The organism is gamma proteobacterium symbiont of Scutellera amethystina (assembly GCF_059730845.1).
Genome location: NZ_AP035935.1, coordinates 2,744,257 through 2,767,698 on the forward strand (window position 1 = coordinate 2,744,257; position 23,442 = coordinate 2,767,698).

Here is a 23,442-nt window from a genome sequence, read left to right on the forward strand (position 1 = left end):
TGGAGGAAAAAACAGCGGGCATTATGCCAGAAGCGGCCTGGATGAGCCACCTCTGCACCCGGATACGCAGAGGCAAGGCGGAGAACACCTTGTTGCCAGAGGTAAAATAATTGCGACCGTGCCGGACAGGTTATCCACGGCGCGGGAAATGAACCGCCGCCCGTGCCCGGAGCGAGGCCAATAAAAAAGCCGGAGACGCTGACGCCTCCGGCTCCCGCTTACAAGGATTGTGCAGATTATTTGATCAGGAAGCTGTCGAGGCTTTTACCTGCATCCAGCGCTTTTTTAATCGCAGCTGGGGTACGGCCCTGACCGGTCCATGATTTCTCTTCACCGTTTTCGTCGGTGTAAGAATATTTCGCCGGACGCGGCGCACGCTTGGCGCGTTTTTTACCGGTTTCCAGTGCACCCAGTAATTCGTTCGGGTCGATACCGTCTGCCAGCAGCATTTCACGGTATTTAGACAGCTTCTCTTCTTTTTCGCGGTTCTGCGCTTCTTCCGCTTCAACTTCGTCGCGGCGCTCAGTCACCACGACGGTTAATTTTTCCAGAATTTCTTCCAGATCGCTCAGTGGCAGTTCACGAGCCTGTGCACGTAATGTGCGAATGTTGTTCAGAACTTTAAATGCGTCACTCATCACAATGTCCTTGCTTAAGGGGGGTAAATAAACTGTAGTGGCAAGATTACCCAATTCAAATAAAAAAATAAATTAATTTTGCAGACCGGATTAATCCGAATGGATTAGCCTATTCCTGGCAGGCGCGTTTAAACCCAATGTGCGGCGTGAATTAACGGTGAATTAACATCAGCGGTTCAGTACCACCGGCTGGAACTGGAATCGATTTCATTGCTTATTCACGCGTAGGAAACAAGCGTTTAGCGCTTATTGTGCGCTGAGGCAGTAGTCAGCATAAAGGTAAAAAAACATTAATAGTGTAAGTAAAATCCTTTTTAACGCGGATGGCATTGGCGTCACAGATGCGAGCAATATCTCATTTTGCCATTAAATAAATAAAAAAAGGCCGGTTGTTAACCGGCCATCATGCAAAAATCGTATGTCTGTGGTTATCCGCTTTTCTTCACTGCCGGTCGCAATAGCTGGGGCGCCGGCGCATCAGACAGCCGGTCGTGCAAATAATGTTCAATCTGCTCCAGCGAACGATGGCGTGTTTCCGGTACCCAGCGAATAACAAAAATCGCGCCGCCTATGCCAATCAGCGCGAAAATAAAGAACGCGCCGGATAAGCCAACCGACGCCAGCAGAACCGGGAACAGCAGAGAAATAAGAAAATTGGCGATCCACAACGCAAATACCGCGCCGCCCATAAAAATACCGCGTAACCGTGTGGGGAAAATTTCTGACAGCAGCAGCCAGGTGACCGGCGATAACGCGCCCTGCTGGAAACTCAGAAACATCAGCATACCCAACAGCACCATATAACTGCGCAAGATATCCGGCTGACCGTTAACTGTTTCCGGCATCAGGTAACTGACGGTGCCAATAAACACCAGACAGGCGGTACAACCAAACTGACCTATCATCGTCATGGTGCGGCGACCGATGCGCCCCAGCAGCCAGATCCCCACAAAGGTCATTAATACCGAGACCGCGCCATTGGCAATGGTGGCAAACAGCGCAGCGTCATTGCTCATCCCCACCGCTTTCAGCATAGTCGGCGCGTAGTACATGATGGTATTTACGCCGGTCAGTTGCTGGATGGCGGCAATACCGATACCGATCAGGAACAGTTTGATCAGCCACGGCTGGCGCAGTTCCCGCAGACGCGGACGCTGCTGTTGCTCGTCCGACAGCGTCTCTTCGATCTCCATCATCTCCCACTCAACGTCTTCGCGCGCGCGGGTGCGTTCCAGCACCTTGCGCGCCTCAGCGAGACGGCCTTTCATGGCGTACCAGCGCGGCGTGTCCGGCATAAACATCATCCCGAACCACAGCAGCACCGCCGGCAGCGTGGCGACCGCCAGCATCCAGCGCCAGGTCGTGTCGCCCCCCCAGGCTGCGTTGAAGCCGGCGTTCGACATATAGGCCAGCATTTGGCCGGAAACGATCATCAGCTCCTGCATGGTCACCAGCTGACCCCGTTTGTTGGCTGGTGCCATTTCGGCGATATACACCGGTACGGTGGCGGACGCACCGCCCACGGCCACGCCAAGGACCAGGCGGAAGAAAATCATCCAGCTGACATCAGGTGCCAGTGCGGTACCCAGCGCGCCGAGTGCAAAAATAATCGCCAGTACCAGAATAATTTTTCTCCGCCCGACCGCGGCGGCAAAGTGACCGGAAGCCAGTGCGCCAAACGCCGCGCCGAACAGCAGACTGCTGGTCACTAGCCCGGTGGTAAATGGGGTGAGATGCAGATCGTCGCCCATGAATAACAGTGCGCCGGAGATCACGCCGGTATCGTAGCCAAACAGCAAACCACCGAGGGTGGCAATCAGCGCAATGACTTTCACAAAAGGCTCGGTGCGCGTGCTACTGTTTGGCCCTGATGCCGGATTGGGCGTCATCCAGGTTTCGCGGGACATAACCAACTCCTTTCCTGAGATAAGAAGCCTTAAAATAGATTATTTCCACCACAATGAATAAATATGAAATTTAAATTTTGCGCCACGGGTCATTATCTTTGCCTTTAATTGAGATAATGATCACACAACCTGATTCAGGGCGCAGAGAAGTCAGTGCAAATTTTGCACAACAAACAGAAGGGAGAATATTTATTTCAAGTAAGGCGCTGACCGCACGCCGTGAATGCGGTCAGCGATGGCAGATTAATTGACTGCGGTGGCCGGACCAAAGACGTCATAGTCCGACAGCGTCACCTGCTGATACGGCTCCCAGCCGCCGCCCAGCGCTTTATACAGCGCTACCAGGTCCAGCGCGCTTTGCATGCGCGCCTGGGTGGATTGCGCCTGCGACTGCGCCAGCTGGCGCTGGGCATCCAGCACCTCAAGGAAGGTGGAGATGCCCTGTTTGTAACTGTCACTGGCGAGGTCAAAGGCGCGCTGCAGTGCGCCGGTGGTCTCATCCAGCGCGGTAACCTGTTGCTGATCGGCGCGGTAGCTGACCAGCGCATTTTCCACATCCTGCAGCGCCGTCAATACCGTCTGGCGATAATCGAGCGCCGCACTCGCCTGCTGCGCGCGCGCCAGTTTCACGCTGGAAACCAGACGTCCGCCCTGAAAAATCGGGATCGACAGCGCCGGGCCGACGCTGAAGAAGTGGCTGCTCCAGTCGTCAAGGTAGCTGGCATCGGTGTTGCGCACGCCCAGCTGCCCGGTAAGCGACAGGCTGGGGAACAGGTTCGCGACTGATACGCCGATATTGGCGGTCTGCGCATGCAGATTCGCTTCAGCCTGGCGGATGTCCGGACGACGGCGCGCCAGCGTCGATGGAATGCCCACCGCCACCAGCTTCGGCAACGCCGGCAGCGCTTTGCTGCTCATCAGTTCGTTATCCAGCGCGCCCGGCGTTTTGCCCAGCAGCACTGCCAGCCCGTTCATCGCCTGACGTTCCTGGGCCTGATACTGTGGCAGCTGCGCGTTAAGGGAGGCCAGCTGCGCACGGGCATTCTCAACGTCGGTGAGTGGCGCCAGACCGTTACGCTGCTGGCTTTGCGTCAGCTCCCAGGTTTGCTGCGCCACGTTGATCTGCTGTTGCAACGTCGCCAGCACCGCCTGCGCGCCGCGCAGCTGCAGATACGCGCGCGCGACCTCGGCTTCCAGCGACACCAGCGCATCGTTACGCTGCTCGATCGCCGCCTGCTGCTGCGCGTCCGCCATCTCCATCTGGCGTCGTACTTTGCCCCATAAATCCAGTTCCCAGCTGGCGTCAAAGCTGCCCTGATACAGCGTGACCGAATGGGTCAGACCGTTGAGCTGATCTGCTACGTCATCATCCACCTGATCGTACACCCCGTTGGATTTCAGCATGCCTTTCAGGCCGAGCTGCTGACGCGTCACTTTGGCCGAGCCGTTAAGCGACGGGAACAGCCCGCCACGCGCCTGCGCCAGCTGTTCGCGCGCACCGGCGATGCGCAGCACCGACTGTTGCAGCGTCAGGTTGCCAGCGATGGCGCGCTCAATCAGGCTATCAAGCTGCGGGTCGTTAAAGCTTTTCCACCACGAGGGATTGGTCGCGGACGCCAGCGGTTTTGAGGCTTCCTGAGAGGGCAAATCACGGTAGCTACCGGGCGTGTGCGCCTGCGGCGGCTGATAATCGGGCCCGACGGCACAACCCGCCAGCAGCATGGACAGCGCCAGCAGCGTCAGCGACGGCGTAACGCGCGAAGAGGTGATCATGTTAATGTGCTCCTGCACTGCCTTCGCTTTTGATCGGCGAAAGCAACCAACAAAAAGGAATCAATAGCACGGCGACAATGCTCAGTCCCATGAACACGTCGATGTAAGCCAGAATACGCGCCTGGGCAATCATCTCCTGATAGAGCTGACCGCTGGCCAGCGTCAGCGGATCGCCCACCGCGCTGGTAAAGTCACGAATCGCCTGCGCCCAGTGCTGCAGCGTGAGGTTGAACTGCTCATTGAGCGGCGACATGTTGTGCACCATGTGGGCCGATCGCACCTGTTCACGTTCGGTGATGCCGGCAGTGGCCAGCGAAATGCCGATCGAACCGGCCACGTTACGGAACATGGTGAACAGCGCGGAGGCATCCGCATTCAGGCGCTGCGGCACGGTGATAAAGGCAATGGTGGTGAGCGGCACAAACAGGAAGCCGAGGCCAATCGACTGCGCGCTGCGCATCAGCACCAGCGTGGTGAAATCCACGTTGGGCGTCAGGGTGCTGGAATAGAAGAAGGCCAGCGCCAGACAGGTAAAGCCAAAGGCGATGATGTAGCGCGTCTGCACAATCGGCATCAGCTTCAGCACCAGCGGGATGGTGAGCACGATCAGCACCGCGCCGGGCGACAGCACCAGCCCGGACCAGGTGGCGGTATAACCGAGATCCTGCTGCGCCAGCTGCGGTAACACCACCGAGCTGCCATAAAGAATCATCGCCATGCCCGCCATCAGCAGACCGGCCACCCAGAAGTTGCGATCCTTCATCACCGTGATATCCACCACCGGCTTGCGCGCATACAGCAGCCAGTAAACCGCACCGACGATGCCGACGGCCGCCAGCATGGCAAACAGGCGAATGAAGTGTGAGGCGAACCAGTCTTCGTCTTCACCGCGATCGAGAAACACCTGCAAACAGCCGAGACCCAGGGTAATCAGGCTGATGCCGATATAGTCGATTTTCAGCCGGCCCTTCTCCCACTTGCGCTCCCACGGCGGATCTTCCAGCAGCTGATAGATCGCCAGCACCGTGAGGATCCCCACCGGAATATTAATAAAGAACACCCAGCGCCAGCTGTAGTTATCAGTGATCCAGCCACCGAGCGTCGGGCCAATGACCGGCGCGACAATAATGGCAATCGATGACAGGCCAAAAGCCTTGCCGCGATCTTCCGGCTTGAAGTAATCCAGCAGCACCGACTGCTGCACCGGTTGCAGCCCGCCGCCGAAGAAGCCCTGCAGTACGCGGAACAGAATGATTTGCCACAGCTCGGTGGCAATGCCGCACAGGAAGGAGCAGATGGTAAACATCACGATGCAGATCAGGAAGAACTGCTTGCGCCCAAACAGGCGGCTGAAAAAGGCCGAGATCGGCAGCACAATGCCGTTGGCAACCAGATAGGAGGTCAGTACCCAGGTGGATTCATCGTAGCTGGATGACAGCGACCCCGCGATGTGCGGCAGCGCAACGTTAACGATGGTGGTGTCCAGAATTTCCATGAACACCGCCAGCGTTACCGTGATGGCAACCAGCCAGGGATTGCTGGCCGGACGCCAGCTTTCGCTCGCACTCATTCCACCGTCACCTTCGGTTCAACCGACAGGCCAAGCGGCAGCGGATGATTCGGGTCGAGTCCTTTATCAATCACAATTTTCACCGGCACGCGTTGCACAATCTTCACGTAGTTACCGGTGGCGTTCTCGGCCGGGAAGGTAGAGAAGCGCGAGCCGGAGCCCATCTGCACGCTGTCGACGTGCCCTTCCAGCTTCATGTCCGGCCAGGCATCAACGCCAATCTCCACTTTATCGCCCGGATTCATGCGCGCCAGCTGCGACTCTTTGAAGTTGGCGGTGATCCAGATATCCGGCGATACCAGCGAAAACAGCGCGCTGCCGGCCTGCACCAGCGTACCGGGCTGCACGTTGCGTTTGGTGACGAAACCGTCATACGGCGCGCGTACTTCGGTGTAAGAGAGGTTAAGCTCGGCAGTGTTGAGCTGAGCCCGGGCTTGCTCGACCTGCTGCTGCCGCGCTTCGACATTGGTTTCCTGCTGACGAATCTGCAACTGCACCTGCGAGGCCACTTCGACCTGCGCTTTGGCGCTCTGCAGCTGCGCTTCAGCCGAGCGTAACTGCGCAGCGGCGGTATCAATGTTGCGCTGCGAGGTTGCGCGCGGGTCAACACCGCGCTGACGACGGTAATCCGCCTGCGCATTGAGTAAATTGGCCTGCGCCCGCGCCTGGTCGGCCAGCGCCTGATCGCGCTGCGCCGGATATTGCACCCGTGCCAGCGCCAGCTGCGCCTGCGCCTGATGCAGCTGCGCCTGCGCCAGACCGAGCTGTGCTTTGGCCTGATCGCGCTGTGCGGCGTTATCACGCGGGTCGATCAGCACCAGCAGATCGCCTTTCTTCACCCGCTGGTTATCTTTTACCAGCAGCTGCACCACGTAGCCCGACGCTTTGGGCGCGATGGTCACGGCATCGCCTTCGGTGAACGCATCGTCGGTGGTTTCAATGTTGCGCGTGCTAAACCAGAACCAGAATCCCACCAGCAGCATAATCACCACCACAATCGCCAGAATGATCAGCGGCTTTTTGCCGGGGCGTTTACGGGGTGATTGCTCGTTATCCTGACTGGAATCTGACGTGTTGTTGTCTTTTTGCTCATCGGCGGATGGCGGATTGTGGTTTTCACTCATAATTTGTCATCACTGGCTGGTAATCCCGATCCCCGGGCGAAACGGTCAACTTAACCTTAGATGGGAAATTGACAAATGCCAGTGTAACTTTACATAAGCTAACATCCGACGCATTTTCTGCCACATCACTTAACGCGCTAATAAATCAGCGCGTCTTGCAAAGGCGGACAGGTTGGTCAGGGTTAGCGCAGCAGCTGTAACAACAGCCAGCCGCACAGCATCGACCAGGCAAGCATCGGCAGGGAAAACAGATGGAAACGCCACCACACTTTGGCGTCCTGTGCCATGCGCAGCGCAATCAGGTTGGCCAGCGATCCCGGCAGCAGGCCAAAGCCGCCGATATTCACCGCCCAGGCCAGCACTTCGGAAGGCGGGACTTTTTGTAACAGCAGAATAGTGGCCGGCACGTTGCTGATCACCTGCGACAGGCCAATCGCCAGCAGATAGATACCGCCCTCGCCCAGCTGACCGATGGCGGCAAAATGCGGCTGCAGAATCGGCAGGTGCATCAGTAAAAAGACATCAATGAACATCGCCACGAACACCAGCAGCAGGCTCCAGTCGATGGTCGCCAGCACCTGACGCGCCATCAGCAGAAAACAGCCCGCCACCAGCAGCAGCGCCCAGCCGGTGAGTTTCAGCTCCAGCGCGACGATAAACACCACATACAGCAGGACGCTGACGATAAACAGCGGTTTCTGCCACTGCTGATTGCCTGGCGCATCATGCTTCTCAATGCTGCGCGCCGGGAAGCTAAACCACGTCAGCACCACCAGCGTCAGCATCAGCATCGCCGCCAGCGGCGCCATCTGACCGATAAAACCGGCCACGCTGAGCGTGCCGTGGCTCCACAGCAGGATGTTTTGCGGGTTGCCGACCGGCGTCAGCAACGAGCCGGCGTTGACCGCCAGCGCTTCAAAGATGATCAGCCGGGAGATGGGCAGGCGCGAGAACTTGCGCAGCGTCAGCGTAAGCGGCACCAGGATAAACAGCGCCACATCATTGGTCAGGAAGGTCGAGAGCAGCGCCGCCGCACACACCATAAACAGCGCCAGCGTGCGTTCGTGCTGGAAGCCCTGCGCCAGGCGCGCACCGAGCACATCAAAATAGCCGCTGTTTTCCAGCCCTTTTGTGAGCATCAGCAAACCGGTGAGCGTCATGATGGTGTGCCAGTCAACGGCGGCGGGCAGCTGCGGCCAGCGGTAATCCGCCAGCGGCAACAGAATCACGCCCAGCAGCAACAGTAAATGCAAAACGCGGTCACGCATTAAGGAACGAAGCACGATGGGCATGATGGCAGAAGGCCTTGTAGGTTAGCGATTCTCGTAAAATTTCTGGAACACGGCGAGGGTTTCATCACTGACGTGATGCTCGAGGCCTTCGGAATCCCGGCGGGCGGTTTCCGGGCTGACGCCCAGCGCCAGCAGAAAGGTTTCAACGATGTGATGGCGCACGCGGCTGGCTTCAGCCAGCTTTTCGCCTTCCGGGGTGAGGAACACGCCGCGATACGGCACCTGCTCAACCAGACCGGTGGTACTGAGACGCTTCAGCATTTTGGCCACGGTCGGCTGCGAAACGCCCAGACGTGCCGCCATGTCGACCTGGCGCGCCTCGCCAAATTCACGAATTAAATCAGAGATTAACTCAACGTAATCGTCAATCAGCTCACGGCGATGCGCTTCGCGTACCTGACGAAATCCTTCGACATGCTCCTCAATATCTTTCAGCGGCCCCTGGGGCATGTGGGTGGCGCTTTTCGCACGACGACTCATTCAGCTTCCTCTTTATTATCTGCCGCACTTTACCTGCGGTGCGGGCTGGCTGCGCTCATTGTAAACCAGGCACAAATAAGCACAAATTTTTCCTGAATAGTGTTGGCTAAAGAGTATAGCCAGTGCTATCTTTGTACATGTTGTAAGCGAATAGCCTACAAAGGAGGCAACGATGAACGAACCCTGGCTGTTGCTGCTCCTTTTCCTGCTGTTTATTGCAGGGCTGTGCTTACTGTTGAGTTACCCGTTTTCCAGGAGGTAAAGATGAGCACGATGAAAAGCTGCCTCGACTGCGGCAAATGCTTTCAGACCGTACAAAGCAAACCGGCTTTTGAGCTGAAGTCGCTGTTGTGTCTGTTTAGCCGCTCGCCTTTTGCCCTGCGCCTGATGCTGCTTGAGAAACTGACCGGCAAAAAAATCGCCGCGCAGCCCTGCCCGAATCTAATCTGGCGCGGCTGAGTTTCCTCAGGGCTTCACATTCTGACCCGCTGCCTGCAGCGGGTTTTATTTTGCCTGCGAAAAACGCCCTTCACGGCAGCGTTTTCAGGCATAAAAAAACGGCCCGTAAAGGGCCGTTTCTGTGCAACTCTGGTCTAAGCAAAAACTTAGAAGCTGTAACCTACGCCAGCAATCCAGGTGCCCACGTCGACGTTACGGATGCGGCTCTGCTCGTAGCCCACGTCCAGAGCAACGTTCTGGATTGGGTTGAACTGCATACCTGCGCCGTAAGAGAAGCCTACGTCGCTGCTGTCGGTTTTAGACTGACCGGCAGTCTGGTTCTGCTGGTATTTGCCGTAGCCGATACCTACTACGCCGTAGATGCTGGCCCAGTCGTTCAGACGGTAAGCCGGACCACCGGTGATGCCGTAGTACTGACCTTTGTTGTACACGCCATCTTCAGTGCGATCTTTTTCGGTGTAGGTGAAAGAACCGATCCAACCCAGTGGGTTAGAACCGTCTTCGTAGCGGTATTTCAGGTTGAAGCCGTTAGCTTTGTTAGCAACGCCCTGATAGTCGCTCTGCGCGTAGCCGGCAGAAACGGTGCTCTGTGCCATGGCGGAACCAGCGGAAACTGCCAGTACACAAGCCAGTGCTGAAAGACATGCAATTTTTTTCATAACCACCTCAAATGTGAATATACTTCTCTCCTGACAACGCTAAAAATATAACAAAACTTAGCAAGAAACTCTGCCCGCATTTTGTTGTCTAACAGATTGTTTGGTGTAACAGAAAGTTAATGAACTTTCCTATGTCATTCATTTTTCTTATAAAAAGCATCATCTTTCTGCAATAATCCTGCGCACAGAAAATTATCGGTTTAAGTAAATTCCTAAACTAACCTGACATTTCTTTACGGAAATGGCCCTGAATATGGCGTTTTTTCAGCCAGTCGCTGGTGCATTTTTTCCACCGTCGCGCTTTATTCGCCGAAATTTCGCCCGAAAAGAGGTGTGAATGAGGCGTCACTGACGCCAGATGATGCGAGGCGGCCGCGCCCGATAAAAAAGCGGCGACAGAAACCCCGCATCATTGCCTCAGCCGCCTCCTTATTTCCCGCCGATTGCTTTACACTGGCTGCCCGTTGCCTGGTTATTCATCATCACAGGAATTGATCACAGGATGTCTGCACCTCTTTCCCACCCCAAACTAGCGCCGGTAGTGCTGCCGGTTGCCGTATTACTGATCGCCATGCTGTCGCTGCAGGGCGGCGCGTCACTGGCAAAATCGCTATTTCCTACCGTCGGTGCGCCTGGCATTACCGCGCTGCGTCTGGGACTGGGCACGCTCATCCTGTGCGCGATTTTCAAACCCTGGCGCCTGCGCTTCAGTGCAAAGCAGCGCAAGCCGCTGCTGATGTATGGACTGGCGCTGGGCTGCATGAATTACCTGTTCTATCTCTCGATCCGCACCGTGCCGCTGGGCGTAGCGGTGGGGCTGGAGTTTCTTGGCCCGCTGACGCTGGCGCTGGCCGGCGCACGCCGTCCGCTGGATTTTCTCTGGGTGCTGCTGGCGGTCACCGGCCTGTGGTTCCTGCTGCCGATTGGCCATGGCCTGAGCCATATTGATCCCACCGGCGCGCTGCTGGCCGTGGGTGCCGGCGCCTGCTGGGCGGTCTATATTCTGACGGGCCAGCGGGCAGGCGCGGAACACGGCCCGGCCACGGTGGCAATGGGCTCGCTGATCGCCTCAGTGATTTTTGTGCCGCTCGGTCTGACCTTTGCCGCGCCCGGTATCTGGCAGTGGGAAATTCTGCCGCTGGCGTTGCTCATCGCCCTGCTCTCCAGCGCCATTCCTTACTCGCTGGAAATGATGGCGCTGACGCGTCTGCCGGCGCGCATTTTCGGTACGCTGATGAGTCTGGAACCGGCGATGGCCGCGCTCTCCGGCATGCTGTTCCTCGGCGAGCTGCTGACGCTACAGCAATGGCTGGCGCTGCTGGCGATTATCGCCGCGTCTGCCGGCTCGACGCTCACCATGAAACAGAAAGCGGCACATATAAATGAAGTGGATATCAACACGCCGCAATAAGCCGTACAGGTCAGCCGGTTATTTAACCGGCTGTATATAGACACATTCTCATTATCATTTCTTAAATAACCACACGGTAAGCTGTTATTATTTTGCAACATGATAGAAGAATAATTAACATACAACCTAAGCCACTGATTTTAAATAATTTTAATAAAATCGTTATTTTCACAGCTTAACATTAAGCTTTAGCTATTCCTGTCATTGATTTAATCAATCCTGCAGAGTGAAAAACTGCTGCTATACTTATTCCCGTGCTTGATTAGGACAACCATCAATAAGAGGACATTAATGATGAGTACCGCAAAACTGGTTAAAACAAAATCTTCCGATCTGATTTATACCCGCAATGACGTGGCTGATAGCGAGAAGAAAGCTACCATTGAGGTGCTCAACCGTCTGGTCGTGGAATTTATTGACCTGTCGCTGATCACCAAGCAGGCGCACTGGAACATGCGTGGCGCAAACTTCATAGGCGTACATGAAATGCTGGATGGCTTCCGTACCGCGATTACCGATCACCAGGACACCATTGCAGAACGTGTGGTACAGCTGGGCGGCGTTGCGCTGGGCACCACGCAGGTGGTTAACGACAAGTCACCGCTGAAAAGCTATCCGCTGAATATTCACAGCGTACAGGATCACCTGAAAGCGCTGGCCGATCGTTACGCCGTCGTGGCTAACGATACGCGTAAAGCCATCAGTGAAGTGAAAGACGAAGATACGGCTGATATCTTTACTGCCGCATCGCGTGACCTTGATAAGTTCCTGTGGTTTATCGAATCAAATATCGAGTAATGCTCAAACAGGCGGGTTATCCCGCCTTTTTTATGCCTGCTATCCGCCCGGCTTTTTTGACGCCGTTAACAATTCCTTAATCCTTTCTTTCCCTTATTATCACTCTGATGCACACTGTGCCTGCACCACCACAGCACAATGCACCATTTTGGTGATTCATTCTGGTGCAAACTTTTCCCGACGTGCAGAATCGTGTCAGCCTGCCCCGGCAATCTGTTGATTTCCGCGTTTGAGAAAAGTTGGCATAATTTTTTCATATGATGAGCCGTACATCAGGCCACCAGGCCTGACGGGTAATAAGGAAAAAAATGATGAAGTCGTTGATTAAAGTCTCCGTGGCCGCGCTGGCGCTGGCCTTCTCGCTTTCCTCCACTGCAGCAGACAAGAAACTGGTGGTCGCTACCGACACCGCCTTCGTTCCGTTTGAATTCAAACAGGGCGACAAGTACGTCGGCTTTGATATCGACCTGTGGGACGCTATCGCTAAACAGCTGAAGCTGGATTACACCCTGAAGCCGATGGATTTCAGCGGCATCATTCCGGCGCTGCAAACCAAAAACGTTGACCTGGCGCTGGCCGGCATCACCATTACCGAAGAACGTAAAAAAGCCATCGAATTCTCTGACGGCTACTACAAAAGCGGCCTGCTGGTGATGGTGCGTAACAACGAAAACGACATCAAAGGCATCGACGATCTGAACGGTAAAGTGGTCGCAGTGAAAAGCGGCACCGGTTCGGTGGATTACGCCAAAGCGCATATCAAAACTAAAGACCTGCGCCAGTTCCCGAACATTGATAACGCGTACATGGAGTTAGGCACTAACCGTGCTGACGCCGTGCTGCACGACACGCCAAACATCCTGTACTTCATCCACACCGCTGGCAAAGGCCGTTTCAAAGCCGTCGGTGACTCCATCGAAGCGCAGCAGTATGGCATCGCTTTCCCGAAAGGCAGCGACGACCTGCGTGAGAAAGTGAATGGCGCGCTGAAAACCCTGCACGACAACGGTACCTACAACACTATCTATAAAAAATGGTTCGGCAGCGAACCTAAATAATTCAGGCCTGACGCCTTTTTATCAGCAGGGAGCTTTGTTCTCCCTGCTTTTTACATTTCCACTGCAACAGATTCTGGAGTCACACCATGGAGTTTGACTGGAGCGTCATCTGGCCCGCCTTACCGATCCTGATCGAAGGCGCCAAAATGACCCTGCTTATCTCGATCCTCGGCCTGATTGGCGGCCTGGTTATCGGCCTCGTAGCCGGTTTCGCCCGCGCCTACGGCGGCTGGATCACCAACAACATCGCGTTAGTGTTCATTGAACTGATTCGCGGCACGCCGATCGTGGTGCAGGTGATGTTCATCTACTTCGCCCTGCCGATGGCCTTCCCGGACCTGCGCATCGACCCGTTCACCGCCGCCGTCGTGACCATCATGATCAACTCAGGTGCTTATATTGCGGAGATTACCCGCGGTGCGGTGCTGTCGATCAACAAAGGTTTCCGTGAAGCCGGCCTGGCGCTTGGCCTGTCGCGCCGCGAAACGCTGCGCTACGTGATCATGCCGCTGGCGCTGCGCCGCATGCTGCCGCCGCTGGGTAACCAGTGGATCGTCAGCATCAAAGACACCTCGCTGTTCATCGTGATTGGCGTGGCGGAACTGACCCGTCAGGGCCAGGAGATCATCGCCGGTAACTTCCGCGCGCTGGAGATCTGGAGCGCCGTTGCCATCATTTACCTGGTTATTACGCTGGTGTTGAGCTTTGTGCTGCGCCGTATTGAGAAAAGGGTGAAAATCCTGTGATTGAATTTAAAAACGTCTCGAAAAACTTCGGCCAGACTCAGGTACTGCACGACATCAACCTGAAAATTAATCAGGGTGAAGTGGTGGTAATCATCGGCCCGTCCGGCTCCGGTAAATCTACCCTGCTGCGCTGCATCAACAAGCTGGAAGAGATCAGCAGCGGCGAACTGATTGTCGATGGCATGAAAGTTAACGATCCGAAAGTGGATGAACGCCTGATCCGTCAGGAAGCCGGTATGGTGTTCCAGCAGTTCCATTTGTTCCCGCAGATGAGCGCGCTGGACAACGTGGCCTTTGGTCCGATCCGCGTGCGCGGGGCGAAGAAAGACGCCGCACACAAACTGGCGCGTGAGCTGCTGGGCAAGGTCGGCCTCGCCGAGCGCGCGCACCACTTCCCTTCTGAGCTGTCCGGCGGCCAGCAGCAGCGCGTGGCGATTGCCCGTGCGCTGGCGGTGAAGCCGAAGATGATGCTGTTCGATGAGCCTACCTCGGCACTCGATCCCGAGCTGCGTCACGAAGTGCTGAAAGTGATGCAGGATCTGGCGGAAGAAGGCATGACCATGGTGATCGTGACCCATGAAGTGGGCTTTGCACAGAAAGTAGCGTCGCGCCTGATCTTTATCGACAAAGGCACCATCGCGGAAGATGGCAATCCGGACGATCTGATCACTAACCCGCCGAGCGACCGTCTGCGTGAGTTCCTGCAGCACGTCTCTTAATACGGCGTAAAAACAACAAAGCCGCTGCGGATCCCCGTAGCGGCTTTTTTTTTACCTGAGCAGCGCTTAGCGTGCCAGCCGCTGCGCGCGCGTGGCGGGCGGTAAAAATGTCCAGGCGATAAAGCGGCTCTGCTTCTGGCCCTGCGCCATGTCGACGATGCGTACCTGATAAGCGTCGTGCGCCTTCAGCCGGTCGCGCAGTTCAGGCAGATGCTCTTTGCGCGACACCAGCGAGGTAAACCAGACGATGCGATCGCCTAATGCGACGCTTTCATCGATCATTCGGCCGATAAACGCACGCTCACCGCCGTCGCACCACAGCTCGTTATGCTGACCGCCGAAATTAAGCGGCGCCTGCCTGCTCAGGCCGAGATTGCGCACTTTACGCTGACTGCCGGCCGCCGCATCGGCCGCCGAGGCGTGGAACGGCGGATTACACAGTACCGCGTGATAGCGTTCGTTCTTGTGCACCACGCCAGCAAAAATCGCGCTCTCCTGCTTCTGACGGCGCAGGCGAATGGCGCGCTGCAGGCCGGGATTGCTGGCCACAATCTGACTGGCGGCGTTAACGGCGTCCGCGCTGATGTCGGTGCCGGTAAAGCGCCAGCCATACTCCGCGTGACCGATCAGCGGATAGATGCAGTTGGCACCGCAGCCAATATCCATCACGTCGAGATCGCGCGGCAGCACGCCACCGTTATCGCTGGCCAGCAGATCCGCCAGCGCATGGATATAGTCAGCGCGGCCTGGTACCGGCGGCGTCAGATAGCCTTCCGGCAGCTGCCAGTTCAGGTTATAAAACAGTTTCAGCAGCGCCTGGTTCAGCAGCAGCACCGCGTGCGGATCGGCGAAATCAACCGACAGCTCACCGTAACCGTTGGGGCGCACTTTGTCCGCCAGCGGCGGATGCGCGGCAGTCAGGGCAGCAAAATCATAACGGCCCTGATGGCGGTTACGCGGATGAAAGAGCGCGGTAGCGGCAGGCTTGTTCATAGATTCTCCGGACATTAATGCGCGCGTAAGATACGCTGGATGACGGCAGCGCACAATCCGCCAGGAAAATTTAGTGCAACGAATTTAAATCTATTCTCCCTAAAACTGCATCCGCAATACTGCGTCCAGCCGCCAGCGCCGCCGGAACACGCAGTATCCAGGACGAATCAGGAGCGCAAATGCGTCAACGTTACACTTATCAGCCACGCAGTGGACACGGTCTGCCTCACGATCCGCTCAACGCCATCGTCGGCCCGCGCCCGATTGGCTGGGTCAGCTCGCAAAGCGCCAGCGGCCAGCGCAATCTGGCGCCCTATAGTTTCTTTAACTGTTTTAACTACCATCCGCCAATCATTGGTTTTGCCAGCAGCGGCTGGAAAGACAGCGTGCAGAATATCAGTGAAACCGGCGAGTTTGTCTGGAACCTGGCGACGCGTCCGCTGGCAGAAGCCATGAATGAGAGCTCCGCCTCGGTACCGCCCGATCACGACGAGTTTGCCCTCGCCGGCCTGACGCCGCTGGCCGCTTCCCACGTTAACGTCAGCATGGTAGCGGAGAGCCCGGTCAACTTTGAGTGTCGCCTGACGCAGCTGATTCGCCTGCAGGATGCACAGGGAGGCGAGCTGGAGAGCTGGCTGGTACTGGGCGAAGCGGTGGCGATTCACATCGATGAAGCGCTGCTTGAGAACGGCATCTATCAGACCGCCAAAGCGCAGCCGATTCTGCGCGCTGGCGGACCTTCCGCCTATTACGCCATCAGCGAAGATCAGCGTTTTGATCTGGTGCGCCCGGACGCGCGCCGCGGTTAAATCAGGCCACTGGCGGCGCGCCCCCTCGCGCCGCTAGCAGGCCAGCGTCTGTAATACCTTCACCGTCCGGGCTATCTCCGGTGCCAGCCAGCGATCCTCCTGCCAGGTGGCAACCTCAGCACGCAGCGCGCGTAGCGCCCGGCCCGTGCCGCTGGCCAGCTGCGCCTCACCGTGAAAATCCAGCGCCTGCGCCGCCAGCAGGTACTCAATCGCCAGCACCTGCCAGAGGTTATTCAGCAGCCTGAGCAGCTTGAGCGCCGCGCCGGTACCGAGGCTGAGGTGATCCTCCTGCAGTCCCGAGGTGACGTAATTGTCCAGCACCGCCGGCTGCGCCAGCTGACGATTCTCCGCGCACAGGGAAGCCGCCACGTATTGCGCGATCATCATGCCGGAGTTGACGCCCGGCTGCGCCACCAGAAACGGCGGCAGCCCGCTGACCAGCGGATTGACCAGCCGATCCAGCCGGCGCTCGGCAATACTGCCGATCTCCGCCATGGCAATCGCCAGCAGATCGGCCGCCATGGCAACCGATTCGCCGTGCGGATTGGCCTGCGACACCACGCGCCAGTTATCCGGCGTGCCCAGTACCAGCGGATTATCGGTGCAGGCATTCAGTTCGATCTCAACCTGACGCGCTGCGTGGGCGAACTGGTCGCGGCTGGCGCCGTGCACCTGCGGCATCGAACGCAGGCTGAGCGCATCCTGGGTGCGTATGCCGCAGCTCGCCGCCAGCAGCGGGCTGTCGCTCAGCAGCGCACGCAGACGCTGGCCGCTGTGCTGCATGCCGGGGCTGGCTTTCAGCGCAATCACCTCGGCATCAAACGCCGCCAGCTGACCGCGCAGCGCTTCAAAGCTCATCGCGCCGGTGACATCCGCGCAATCCAGCAGCCGCGCCGCATCGTCCAGCGCCAGACAGCTCAGCCCGGTCATGCACGGCGTACCGTTGACCAGGCTCAGGCCCTCTTTGGCACCGGGGCGATACGGCTGTAAACCGGCCAGCCGCAGCGCCTGCTCCGCCGGCATCACCTGTTGCTGGTACTCAACGTCGCCCACGCCAATCAGCGCCAGCCCGATATGCGCCATGTGGGTGAGATAACCGACTGAACCCTGCGACGGCACCTGCGGCGTGATCTGCTGATTGAGCAGCGCCAGCAGATGCTGCACCAGCGCCACCGAAACGCCGGATTTGCCGTGGCTGTAGTTGGCGATGGCCGCACACAGAATGGCGCGCGTCTGCTCGCGCGTCAGCAGCGGACCGACGCCGCAGGCGTGGCTCAGCAACGTATTGCGTGACAGCTGGCTGAGCTGGTCTTCCGGCAGCGTGATGTTACACAGCGCCCCCAGCCCGGTGTTGATGCCATAGGCAATCTGGCCGCTGGCAACGATCTGTTCGACGATCTCGCGACCGCGCGCAATGCGCTGCCAGGCAGCGGCGCTCAGCGTCAGTTCGGCGTTATGTCGCGCTACCTGTACCAGCGCCTGCCAGGTCAGCGGCGCATCGCCCCAGACGACGGTCATACTGGCTGCTCCGCGTGATGGCTCTGATGGCTGGAGATAAACTGCTTAAAGCGCGATGAACCGCTGGCGCCAAACATCGCTTCCGGCGTGCCCTCGCAATCGATGTTGCCCTGATGCATAAACACCACGCGATTAGAGACGTTGCGCGCAAAGCCCATCTCGTGCGTCACCACCAGCATGGTGCGCCCCTCTTCCGCCAGGCTACGCATCACCTTGAGCACCTCGCCGACCAGTTCCGGGTCGAGCGCCGAGGTTGGCTCATCAAACAGCATCACCTCCGGATCCATCGCCAGCGCACGGGCAATCGCCACGCGCTGCTGCTGGCCGCCGGAGAGCTGCGCCGGATAAAAATCCCTGCGGTTAAGCAGCCCGACGCGATCCAGCAACTGTTCTGCCTGGGCGATACAACTCTTTTTATCGCGCTTCAGCACATAGTGCGGACCTTCAATCACGTTCTGCAGCACCGTCATGTGCGACCACAGATTAAAGCTTTGAAACACCATGCCCAGCCGCGATCGCAGGCGTTCAATCTGCTTAGGATTCGCCGCCAGCTGATGGCCGCGCGCGTGGCGCTTCATTTCAATGGTTTCGCCGCCGACGCTCACCACGCCGGCATCCGGCGTTTCCAGCAGATTGATGCAGCGCAGCAAGGTACTTTTGCCCGAGCCGCTGGCACCAAGAATTGAAATAACATCGCCCTGATGCGCCTGCAGCGAGATGCCTTTGAGCACCTCCATAGCGCCAAAGGATTTATGGATATCAGTGGCGGACAAGGTGACTGGTGAAGTGGAATGCATATTAGTCTCCGGCAAGCGGTTTAACGGCAGGCAGCGGCTTTTTTTCAGCGCGGTGCACCGGGGTCAGACGGCGCTCTAACAGCGCGTACAGCTGGACGATAATAAAGTTAAGAATCAGGTAGATCGCCGCAGCGCAGACAAACACCTCCATGGTGCGATAGGTACGCTGGATGATCTGCTGCGCTACGCCAGTGACATCCCATACCGTGACCAGGCTGGCGAGCGCGGTGGATTTCACCAGCAGAATCGCCTCGGTGGAGTACGCCGGCAGCGCATAGCGCAGCATGATCGGCGCGATGATGCGGCGCAGCAGCAGCCAGCGTGACATGCCGCAGGCCAGACCGGCTTCGACCTGACCTGCCGGCACCGCCAGCAGCGCACCGCGCAGGATCTCAGCGGTGTAAGCGGCGGTACACAGCGACAGCGCCAGCACCGCGCAGATAAACGGCTCGCGCAGAAACGGCCAGACGAAGCTGTGGCGAATCACGCCAAACTGGCCGAGCCCGTAGTAGATGAGAAACAGCTGAATCAGCAGCGGCGAGCCGCGAAACACCAGAATATAGCCGCGCGCAAAACCGCTCAGCAGCCGCCAGTGGCTCATGCGCAGCGCCAGAATGCCCAGCGCCAGCAGCCCGCCGCAGACAAAGGCGCTGATAAACAGCCCGAGCGTCACCGGCAGCGCCGCGCTCAGCTTAAGAAAAGTGTCGGCAAGAAAAGCGAAGTCGATCATGCTGCTGCTCCTTAGTGCTGTGCCGCAGTGCGACTTTGCCATGCGCGGCCGAGGCGCGATTCCGCGCGGCGAAACGCATGGTTCGACAGCAGTGTCAGCAGCAGATAGCAGCCACCGCCAATCAGGTAAAAGGTGAAGTAATCGCGCGTTGAACCGGCCGCCACCTGGCTGGCGCGCATCAGCTCGACGATGCCGGTCACTGACACCAGCGCCGAATCTTTCAGGCTCATCTGCCAGACGTTGGACATCCCCGGCAGCGCGTAGCGCACAATCTGCGGGACGAGGATGCGCTGGGCGATACGCCAGCGCGGCATCCCGATGGCTACCGCCGCTTCGACTTCGCCCTTGGCCAGCGCCAGGCGCGCAGCGCGATACACTTCACCCTGATAGGATCCGGAGATGAGCCCGATAGCCAGCGCGCCAATCAGGAACGGCGGCGCTTCAATAAAGCCGTCTGCACCAAACAGCTGGCCGACCAGCGTGATCAACCCCGATCCACCGAAGTAGAACAGGTAGATCACCAGCAGTTCCGGGATGCCGCGAAACACCACCGAATAGCTTTCACCCAGCCAGCGCAGCCAGCGCTGGTGCGAGAGTTTCGCCGCCGCCACGCCGGAACCGACCACGGCGCCAATCATCAGCGCCGCCAGCGACAGCAGCAGCGTGGTACCGGCGGCGCTCAGAATCAGGCGACCCCAGCCATCTGCACCAAAACTCAGCAGGCTCATCATCTTTCACCTCACTTACGGCGTTACGTCAGTTTTAAACCACTTCTCGCTCAGCTTTTTCACCGTGCCGTCCGCCAGCGCAGCGTGAATGGCGGCATCAAGTTTGGCCTTCAGGTCGTTATCAGCCATGCGCACGCCCATCGCTTCGCCTTCCCCCCAAATCGGACCGCCCAGCTGCGGGCCGCTGAACGTCAGGTTGCTGTTCTCTTTACGCGCCAGCATCGACTGCGCGAAAGTCACGTCATCAAACACCGCATCGATGCGACCCGCCTGCAGATCGAGAATCGCATCCGCCGAAGCGGTGTATTCGCGCACGTCGGCCACGTCTTTGAAGTATTTATCGATAAACGGCGTATACACGGTGCCGGAGGCAATGCCGATGGTTTTGCCCTTGAGCGCCGCCTTCAGCGGGGCGATGGCCGCATTGATGGCCGCCTCGTCGTCGTGCAGTTTGATGATGTTCTTATCGGCCGGCAGCAGCGGGTTATCTTTGCTGGTGATGAAGGTCGCCGGCGTTGACGCGTACGGCGTGGTGAAGTTGACCACTTTTTTCCGGTCCGGCGTAATCACAATCGCATCCATGATGACGTCATATTTCCCGGCGTTCAGTCCGGCAATCATCCCGTCCCAGTTCTGCACCACCAGCTTGCACTGAATGCTCATGCGCTTGCACAGATCTTCCATCAGTTCAGGTTCGAAGCCGCCCAGCTTGCCGCCCGGCAGCGTCAGGTTCCACGGCTCATAGCTGCCTTCAGTGGCGATGGTGATGGATTTCCACTCTTTAGCCTCGGCAGCCACGCCGGCCAGCATCAGGCTGGCAAACAGCGTGGTAAGGCAAAAACGGCGAAACGGGGCACGGTGTGTCATACGTCTTCTCCTGGTGGTTAACAAATCTGGCTGTCTCTGTTGGCTGATACAGCGCAAATGACATTTCATGTATATACAAGTTAGCTTGCGGCAGATCATTGTCGGCATAAGCTTTTTGTGAGCCAGCCAGAATAAATAGTCATCATTGCCGCGCGGTCTTTACTTGTACATACAAGCTAGCAAGGGCTGTGCCAGATCGGCAAAGACGGTAAACGGAGGGGATCGGCGTCAGACGGAACGCGTCGTGCACCCTTTCAGGGCAGGGGTTGCACAGGATTGGGGAGTGAGGCAGCGGATGTACATCCACCACATGAGAAACGGGGTCACCGTGATGGCGACCCGCATCAATTAAACGGCTTTCCCCGCCTGCAGAAACGCCTGCAGCAGCGGCTTCAGCACGTGCTGCAACCGCGTGGCGCGATTCTGCTGCCAGGCAAACGGCGGCGCCTCATCCATGTAATTCAGCTGCGCCAGCTCCAGCTGCACCGCCTGCACTCCCTGCGCTGGCTGGCCGTAAGCGCGCGTGATGTAGCCGCCTTTGAAGCGTCCATTCACCACCCAGCTGTAGTCGCTTTGCGCGGCGCACACCTGCTCAATCGCCGCGATGCTGGCCGCCGAACAGCTGGCGCCATCGTTGGTGCCGATGTTCAGGTCCGGCAGCTGGCCGTCGAACAGGCGCGGAATCACCGAAGCGATGGAGTGCGCATCAAACAGCAGCGCATAGCCATGTTCGGCTTTTAACCGCGCCAGCTCCTGCTGAATCTGCTGATGATAGGGTTGCCAGATAGTCTCGAGATAGCGCTGGCGCGCCGCGCTGTCCGGCGTCATGCCGGGTTTGAAGGTCGGCGTGCCATCAAACAGCGTCTCCGGATAGAGCCCGGTGGTGGCCGTGCTGTACAGCGGCTGGTTGTCCGGCGGACGGTTGAGATCGATCACGAAGCGCGAGTAGTGCCCAATCAGCACGCTGGCACCGAGGTCGCGCACAAAGTCGTACAGCAGCGGAATATGCCAGTCGGTATCCGGCAGGCCGCGCGCGGCCTCGCTCAGCCCGGCGTCAACCTCCGGCGTCAGTTGGGTACCGGCATGCGGAATACTGACCAGCAGCGGCAGCTTACCGGCGGTGAAATGAAAAGGGGTCATTGCGCTTCTCCACGATAGATAACCTGGCACGGCAGTTCGCCGCCCAGCCAGTAAACCAGCTCAGCCGGGCGAGCCAGCGGCCAGTGGACAAAATTGGCTACTTTGCCTGGCTCCAGCGAGCCGTGCGTGGCCTGCAGGCCAAGCGCCTTCGCGCCCCACAGCGTGACGCCGGCCAGCGCTTCCTCCGGCGTCAGGCCAAACAGCGTACAGCCCATGTTCAGCATCAGCCGCAGCGACAGCGCCGGTGACGTGCCCGGATTGGCATCGCTGGCCAGCGCCATCGGCACGCCGTGCTGGCGGAACAGTTCGACCGGCGGACGCTGCGTCTCGCGCAGCAGATAGAACGCTCCGGGCAGCAGTACCGCCACCGTGCCATGCTCCGCCATCGCGCGCGCATCCTGTTCGGTGGCATATTCGAGGTGATCGGCAGAGAGCGCACCATAGCGCGCCGCCAGTGCGGCACCGCCGAGTGCCGACAACTGTTCAGCGTGCAGCTTTACCGGCAGGCCGAGCGCTGTGGCGGCATCAAATACCGCGCTCACCTGCTGCGGTGACAGCGCCAGGTGTTCGCAAAACGCGTCGACCGCATCCGCCAGCCCCTCCGCTTTCACCCGCGGCAACAGGCGCTGGCAGATAATATCGATCCAGCCCTGCGGGTTATCCCTGAACTCTGGCGGGAAGCCGTGCGCCGCCAGGCAGGTGGCCTGCACATCGGCAGGCACCGACTGCGCCAGCTCGCGGATAGCGCGCAGCAGAGTAAGCTCGCTCTCTTCATCCAGCCCGTAACCGGATTTAATCTCCACCGTGGTCACGCCCTCAGCCAGCAGGCGATCGAGCCGCCAGCGTGCCGAGTCGACCAGCTGCTGCTGGCTGGCCGCGCGCGTGGCGCGCACCGTCGACAGGATGCCGCCGCCCTGCGCGGCGATCTCCGCGTAGCTCACGCCGTTGAGCCGCTGTTCGAACTCCTGGCTGCGATCGCCGCCAAACACCAGATGCGTGTGGCAATCCACCAGACCGGGCGTAATGATGCCGCCGTCAAACTGCTGCTGCCGGCGCGGGGCAAAGTCCGGTAACGCGCTGCGCGGGCCGACCCACACCAGCTCGCCGTTATCCACCGCCACGGCGCCATCCTCAATCAGGTTATAGCGACCGTCACGCATGGTGACCACATCGGCCCCCAGCCACAGGCTGTCGATCTGTTTACTTGCCATCCCACTCCCCTTTTG

General features: G+C 58.3%; 23 protein-coding genes. 7 read left to right on the forward strand and 16 right to left on the reverse strand.

Annotation, left to right across the window (positions count from 1 at the left end; all coding sequences use genetic code 11):
- Positions 1-236 precede the first annotated feature (236 nt).
- The 7 genes from AC6I79_RS12845 to mntR form a co-directional block, all read right to left on the reverse strand.
- Positions 237-638 carry an H-NS family histone-like protein gene (locus AC6I79_RS12845; protein ID WP_021508409.1) on the reverse strand — a complete coding sequence of 134 codons (402 nt, stop codon included), beginning with the start codon at positions 636-638 and terminating at the stop codon, positions 237-239.
- 428 nt (positions 639-1,066) lie between these two features.
- Positions 1,067-2,545, reverse strand: a complete 1,479-nt coding sequence (locus AC6I79_RS12850) for a sugar porter family MFS transporter (RefSeq protein ID WP_058757802.1) — start codon at positions 2,543-2,545, stop codon at positions 1,067-1,069.
- 243 nt (positions 2,546-2,788) lie between these two features.
- Positions 2,789-4,318, reverse strand: a complete 1,530-nt coding sequence (locus AC6I79_RS12855) for an efflux transporter outer membrane subunit (RefSeq protein WP_159378329.1) — start codon at positions 4,316-4,318, stop codon at positions 2,789-2,791.
- 1 nt (position 4,319) lies between these two features.
- On the reverse strand, positions 4,320-5,888 hold the full coding sequence (locus AC6I79_RS12860; protein WP_058775341.1) for a DHA2 family efflux MFS transporter permease subunit: 1,569 nt from the start codon (positions 5,886-5,888) through the stop codon (positions 4,320-4,322).
- Positions 5,885-7,012, reverse strand: a complete 1,128-nt coding sequence (locus AC6I79_RS12865) for an HlyD family secretion protein (protein WP_021508413.1) — start codon at positions 7,010-7,012, stop codon at positions 5,885-5,887. The genes AC6I79_RS12860 and AC6I79_RS12865 overlap by 4 nt, the downstream gene beginning before the upstream one ends.
- Positions 7,013-7,194: 182 nt before the next feature.
- Positions 7,195-8,304: an SLC13 family permease gene (locus AC6I79_RS12870; protein ID WP_058769512.1), complete on the reverse strand. Its 1,110-nt coding sequence runs from the start codon at positions 8,302-8,304 to the stop codon at positions 7,195-7,197.
- Between the two features lie 21 nt (positions 8,305-8,325).
- On the reverse strand, positions 8,326-8,784 hold the full coding sequence (gene mntR / locus AC6I79_RS12875) for a manganese-binding transcriptional regulator MntR (protein WP_021508415.1): 459 nt from the start codon (positions 8,782-8,784) through the stop codon (positions 8,326-8,328).
- 264 nt (positions 8,785-9,048) lie between these two features.
- On the opposite strand from mntR, the gene AC6I79_RS12880 reads away from it, so the two are divergent.
- Positions 9,049-9,243: a hypothetical protein gene (locus tag AC6I79_RS12880; protein WP_021508417.1), complete on the forward strand. Its 195-nt coding sequence runs from the start codon at positions 9,049-9,051 to the stop codon at positions 9,241-9,243.
- 146 nt (positions 9,244-9,389) lie between these two features.
- Here the strand turns inward: AC6I79_RS12880 and ompX are convergent, their stop codons facing one another.
- Positions 9,390-9,902: an outer membrane protein OmpX gene (ompX, locus tag AC6I79_RS12885; RefSeq protein ID WP_031279869.1), complete on the reverse strand. Its 513-nt coding sequence runs from the start codon at positions 9,900-9,902 to the stop codon at positions 9,390-9,392.
- A gap of 502 nt (positions 9,903-10,404) precedes the next feature.
- On the opposite strand from ompX, the gene rhtA reads away from it, so the two are divergent.
- From rhtA to glnQ, 5 genes are all read left to right on the forward strand, one after another.
- Positions 10,405-11,313 carry a threonine/homoserine exporter RhtA gene (gene rhtA / locus AC6I79_RS12890; protein WP_159378331.1) on the forward strand — a complete coding sequence of 303 codons (909 nt, stop codon included), beginning with the start codon at positions 10,405-10,407 and terminating at the stop codon, positions 11,311-11,313.
- Positions 11,314-11,607: 294 nt separating this feature from the next.
- Positions 11,608-12,111, forward strand: coding sequence for a DNA starvation/stationary phase protection protein Dps (gene dps / locus AC6I79_RS12895; RefSeq protein ID WP_021508421.1), 504 nt, complete (start codon positions 11,608-11,610; stop codon positions 12,109-12,111).
- A 311-nt stretch (positions 12,112-12,422) separates the two neighbouring features.
- Positions 12,423-13,169, forward strand: coding sequence for a glutamine ABC transporter substrate-binding protein GlnH (gene glnH, locus AC6I79_RS12900; protein WP_021508422.1), 747 nt, complete (start codon positions 12,423-12,425; stop codon positions 13,167-13,169).
- Positions 13,170-13,255: 86 nt separating this feature from the next.
- Positions 13,256-13,915 (forward strand): glutamine ABC transporter permease GlnP, encoded by a 660-nt coding sequence (glnP, locus tag AC6I79_RS12905; protein WP_021508423.1) that lies wholly within the window; start codon positions 13,256-13,258, stop codon positions 13,913-13,915.
- Positions 13,912-14,634, forward strand: coding sequence for a glutamine ABC transporter ATP-binding protein GlnQ (gene glnQ, locus AC6I79_RS12910; protein ID WP_021508424.1), 723 nt, complete (start codon positions 13,912-13,914; stop codon positions 14,632-14,634). The genes glnP and glnQ overlap by 4 nt, the downstream gene beginning before the upstream one ends.
- Positions 14,635-14,700: 66 nt before the next feature.
- Here glnQ and rlmF read toward each other — a convergent pair whose 3' ends face one another.
- Positions 14,701-15,627: a 23S rRNA (adenine(1618)-N(6))-methyltransferase RlmF gene (gene rlmF, locus AC6I79_RS12915; RefSeq protein WP_127833848.1), complete on the reverse strand. Its 927-nt coding sequence runs from the start codon at positions 15,625-15,627 to the stop codon at positions 14,701-14,703.
- A 179-nt stretch (positions 15,628-15,806) separates the two neighbouring features.
- Here rlmF and AC6I79_RS12920 point away from each other — a divergent pair, with 179 nt between their 5' ends.
- Entirely contained in the window at positions 15,807-16,436 is a 630-nt protein-coding gene (locus tag AC6I79_RS12920) for a flavin reductase family protein (protein ID WP_021508426.1), read from the forward strand.
- A 33-nt stretch (positions 16,437-16,469) separates the two neighbouring features.
- Here the strand turns inward: AC6I79_RS12920 and AC6I79_RS12925 are convergent, their stop codons facing one another.
- The 7 genes from AC6I79_RS12925 to hutI form a co-directional block, all read right to left on the reverse strand.
- Positions 16,470-17,954, reverse strand: coding sequence for an HAL/PAL/TAL family ammonia-lyase (locus AC6I79_RS12925; protein WP_159378332.1), 1,485 nt, complete (start codon positions 17,952-17,954; stop codon positions 16,470-16,472).
- On the reverse strand, positions 17,951-18,751 hold the full coding sequence (locus tag AC6I79_RS12930; RefSeq protein WP_127833847.1) for an ABC transporter ATP-binding protein: 801 nt from the start codon (positions 18,749-18,751) through the stop codon (positions 17,951-17,953). The genes AC6I79_RS12925 and AC6I79_RS12930 overlap by 4 nt, the downstream gene beginning before the upstream one ends.
- Position 18,752: 1 nt before the next feature.
- On the reverse strand, positions 18,753-19,481 hold the full coding sequence (locus tag AC6I79_RS12935) for an ABC transporter permease (RefSeq protein ID WP_058780838.1): 729 nt from the start codon (positions 19,479-19,481) through the stop codon (positions 18,753-18,755).
- Between the two features lie 11 nt (positions 19,482-19,492).
- Positions 19,493-20,212, reverse strand: a complete 720-nt coding sequence (locus tag AC6I79_RS12940) for an ABC transporter permease (RefSeq protein WP_031279871.1) — start codon at positions 20,210-20,212, stop codon at positions 19,493-19,495.
- 12 nt (positions 20,213-20,224) lie between these two features.
- Positions 20,225-21,076, reverse strand: coding sequence for a transporter substrate-binding domain-containing protein (locus AC6I79_RS12945; protein ID WP_058769505.1), 852 nt, complete (start codon positions 21,074-21,076; stop codon positions 20,225-20,227).
- Between the two features lie 348 nt (positions 21,077-21,424).
- Entirely contained in the window at positions 21,425-22,216 is a 792-nt protein-coding gene (gene hutG, locus AC6I79_RS12950; protein ID WP_059009038.1) for an N-formylglutamate deformylase, read from the reverse strand.
- Positions 22,213-23,427, reverse strand: a complete 1,215-nt coding sequence (hutI, locus tag AC6I79_RS12955; RefSeq protein ID WP_021508433.1) for an imidazolonepropionase — start codon at positions 23,425-23,427, stop codon at positions 22,213-22,215. Before hutI ends, hutG begins: the two co-directional genes overlap by 4 nt.
- Positions 23,428-23,442: the final 15 nt, after the last annotated feature.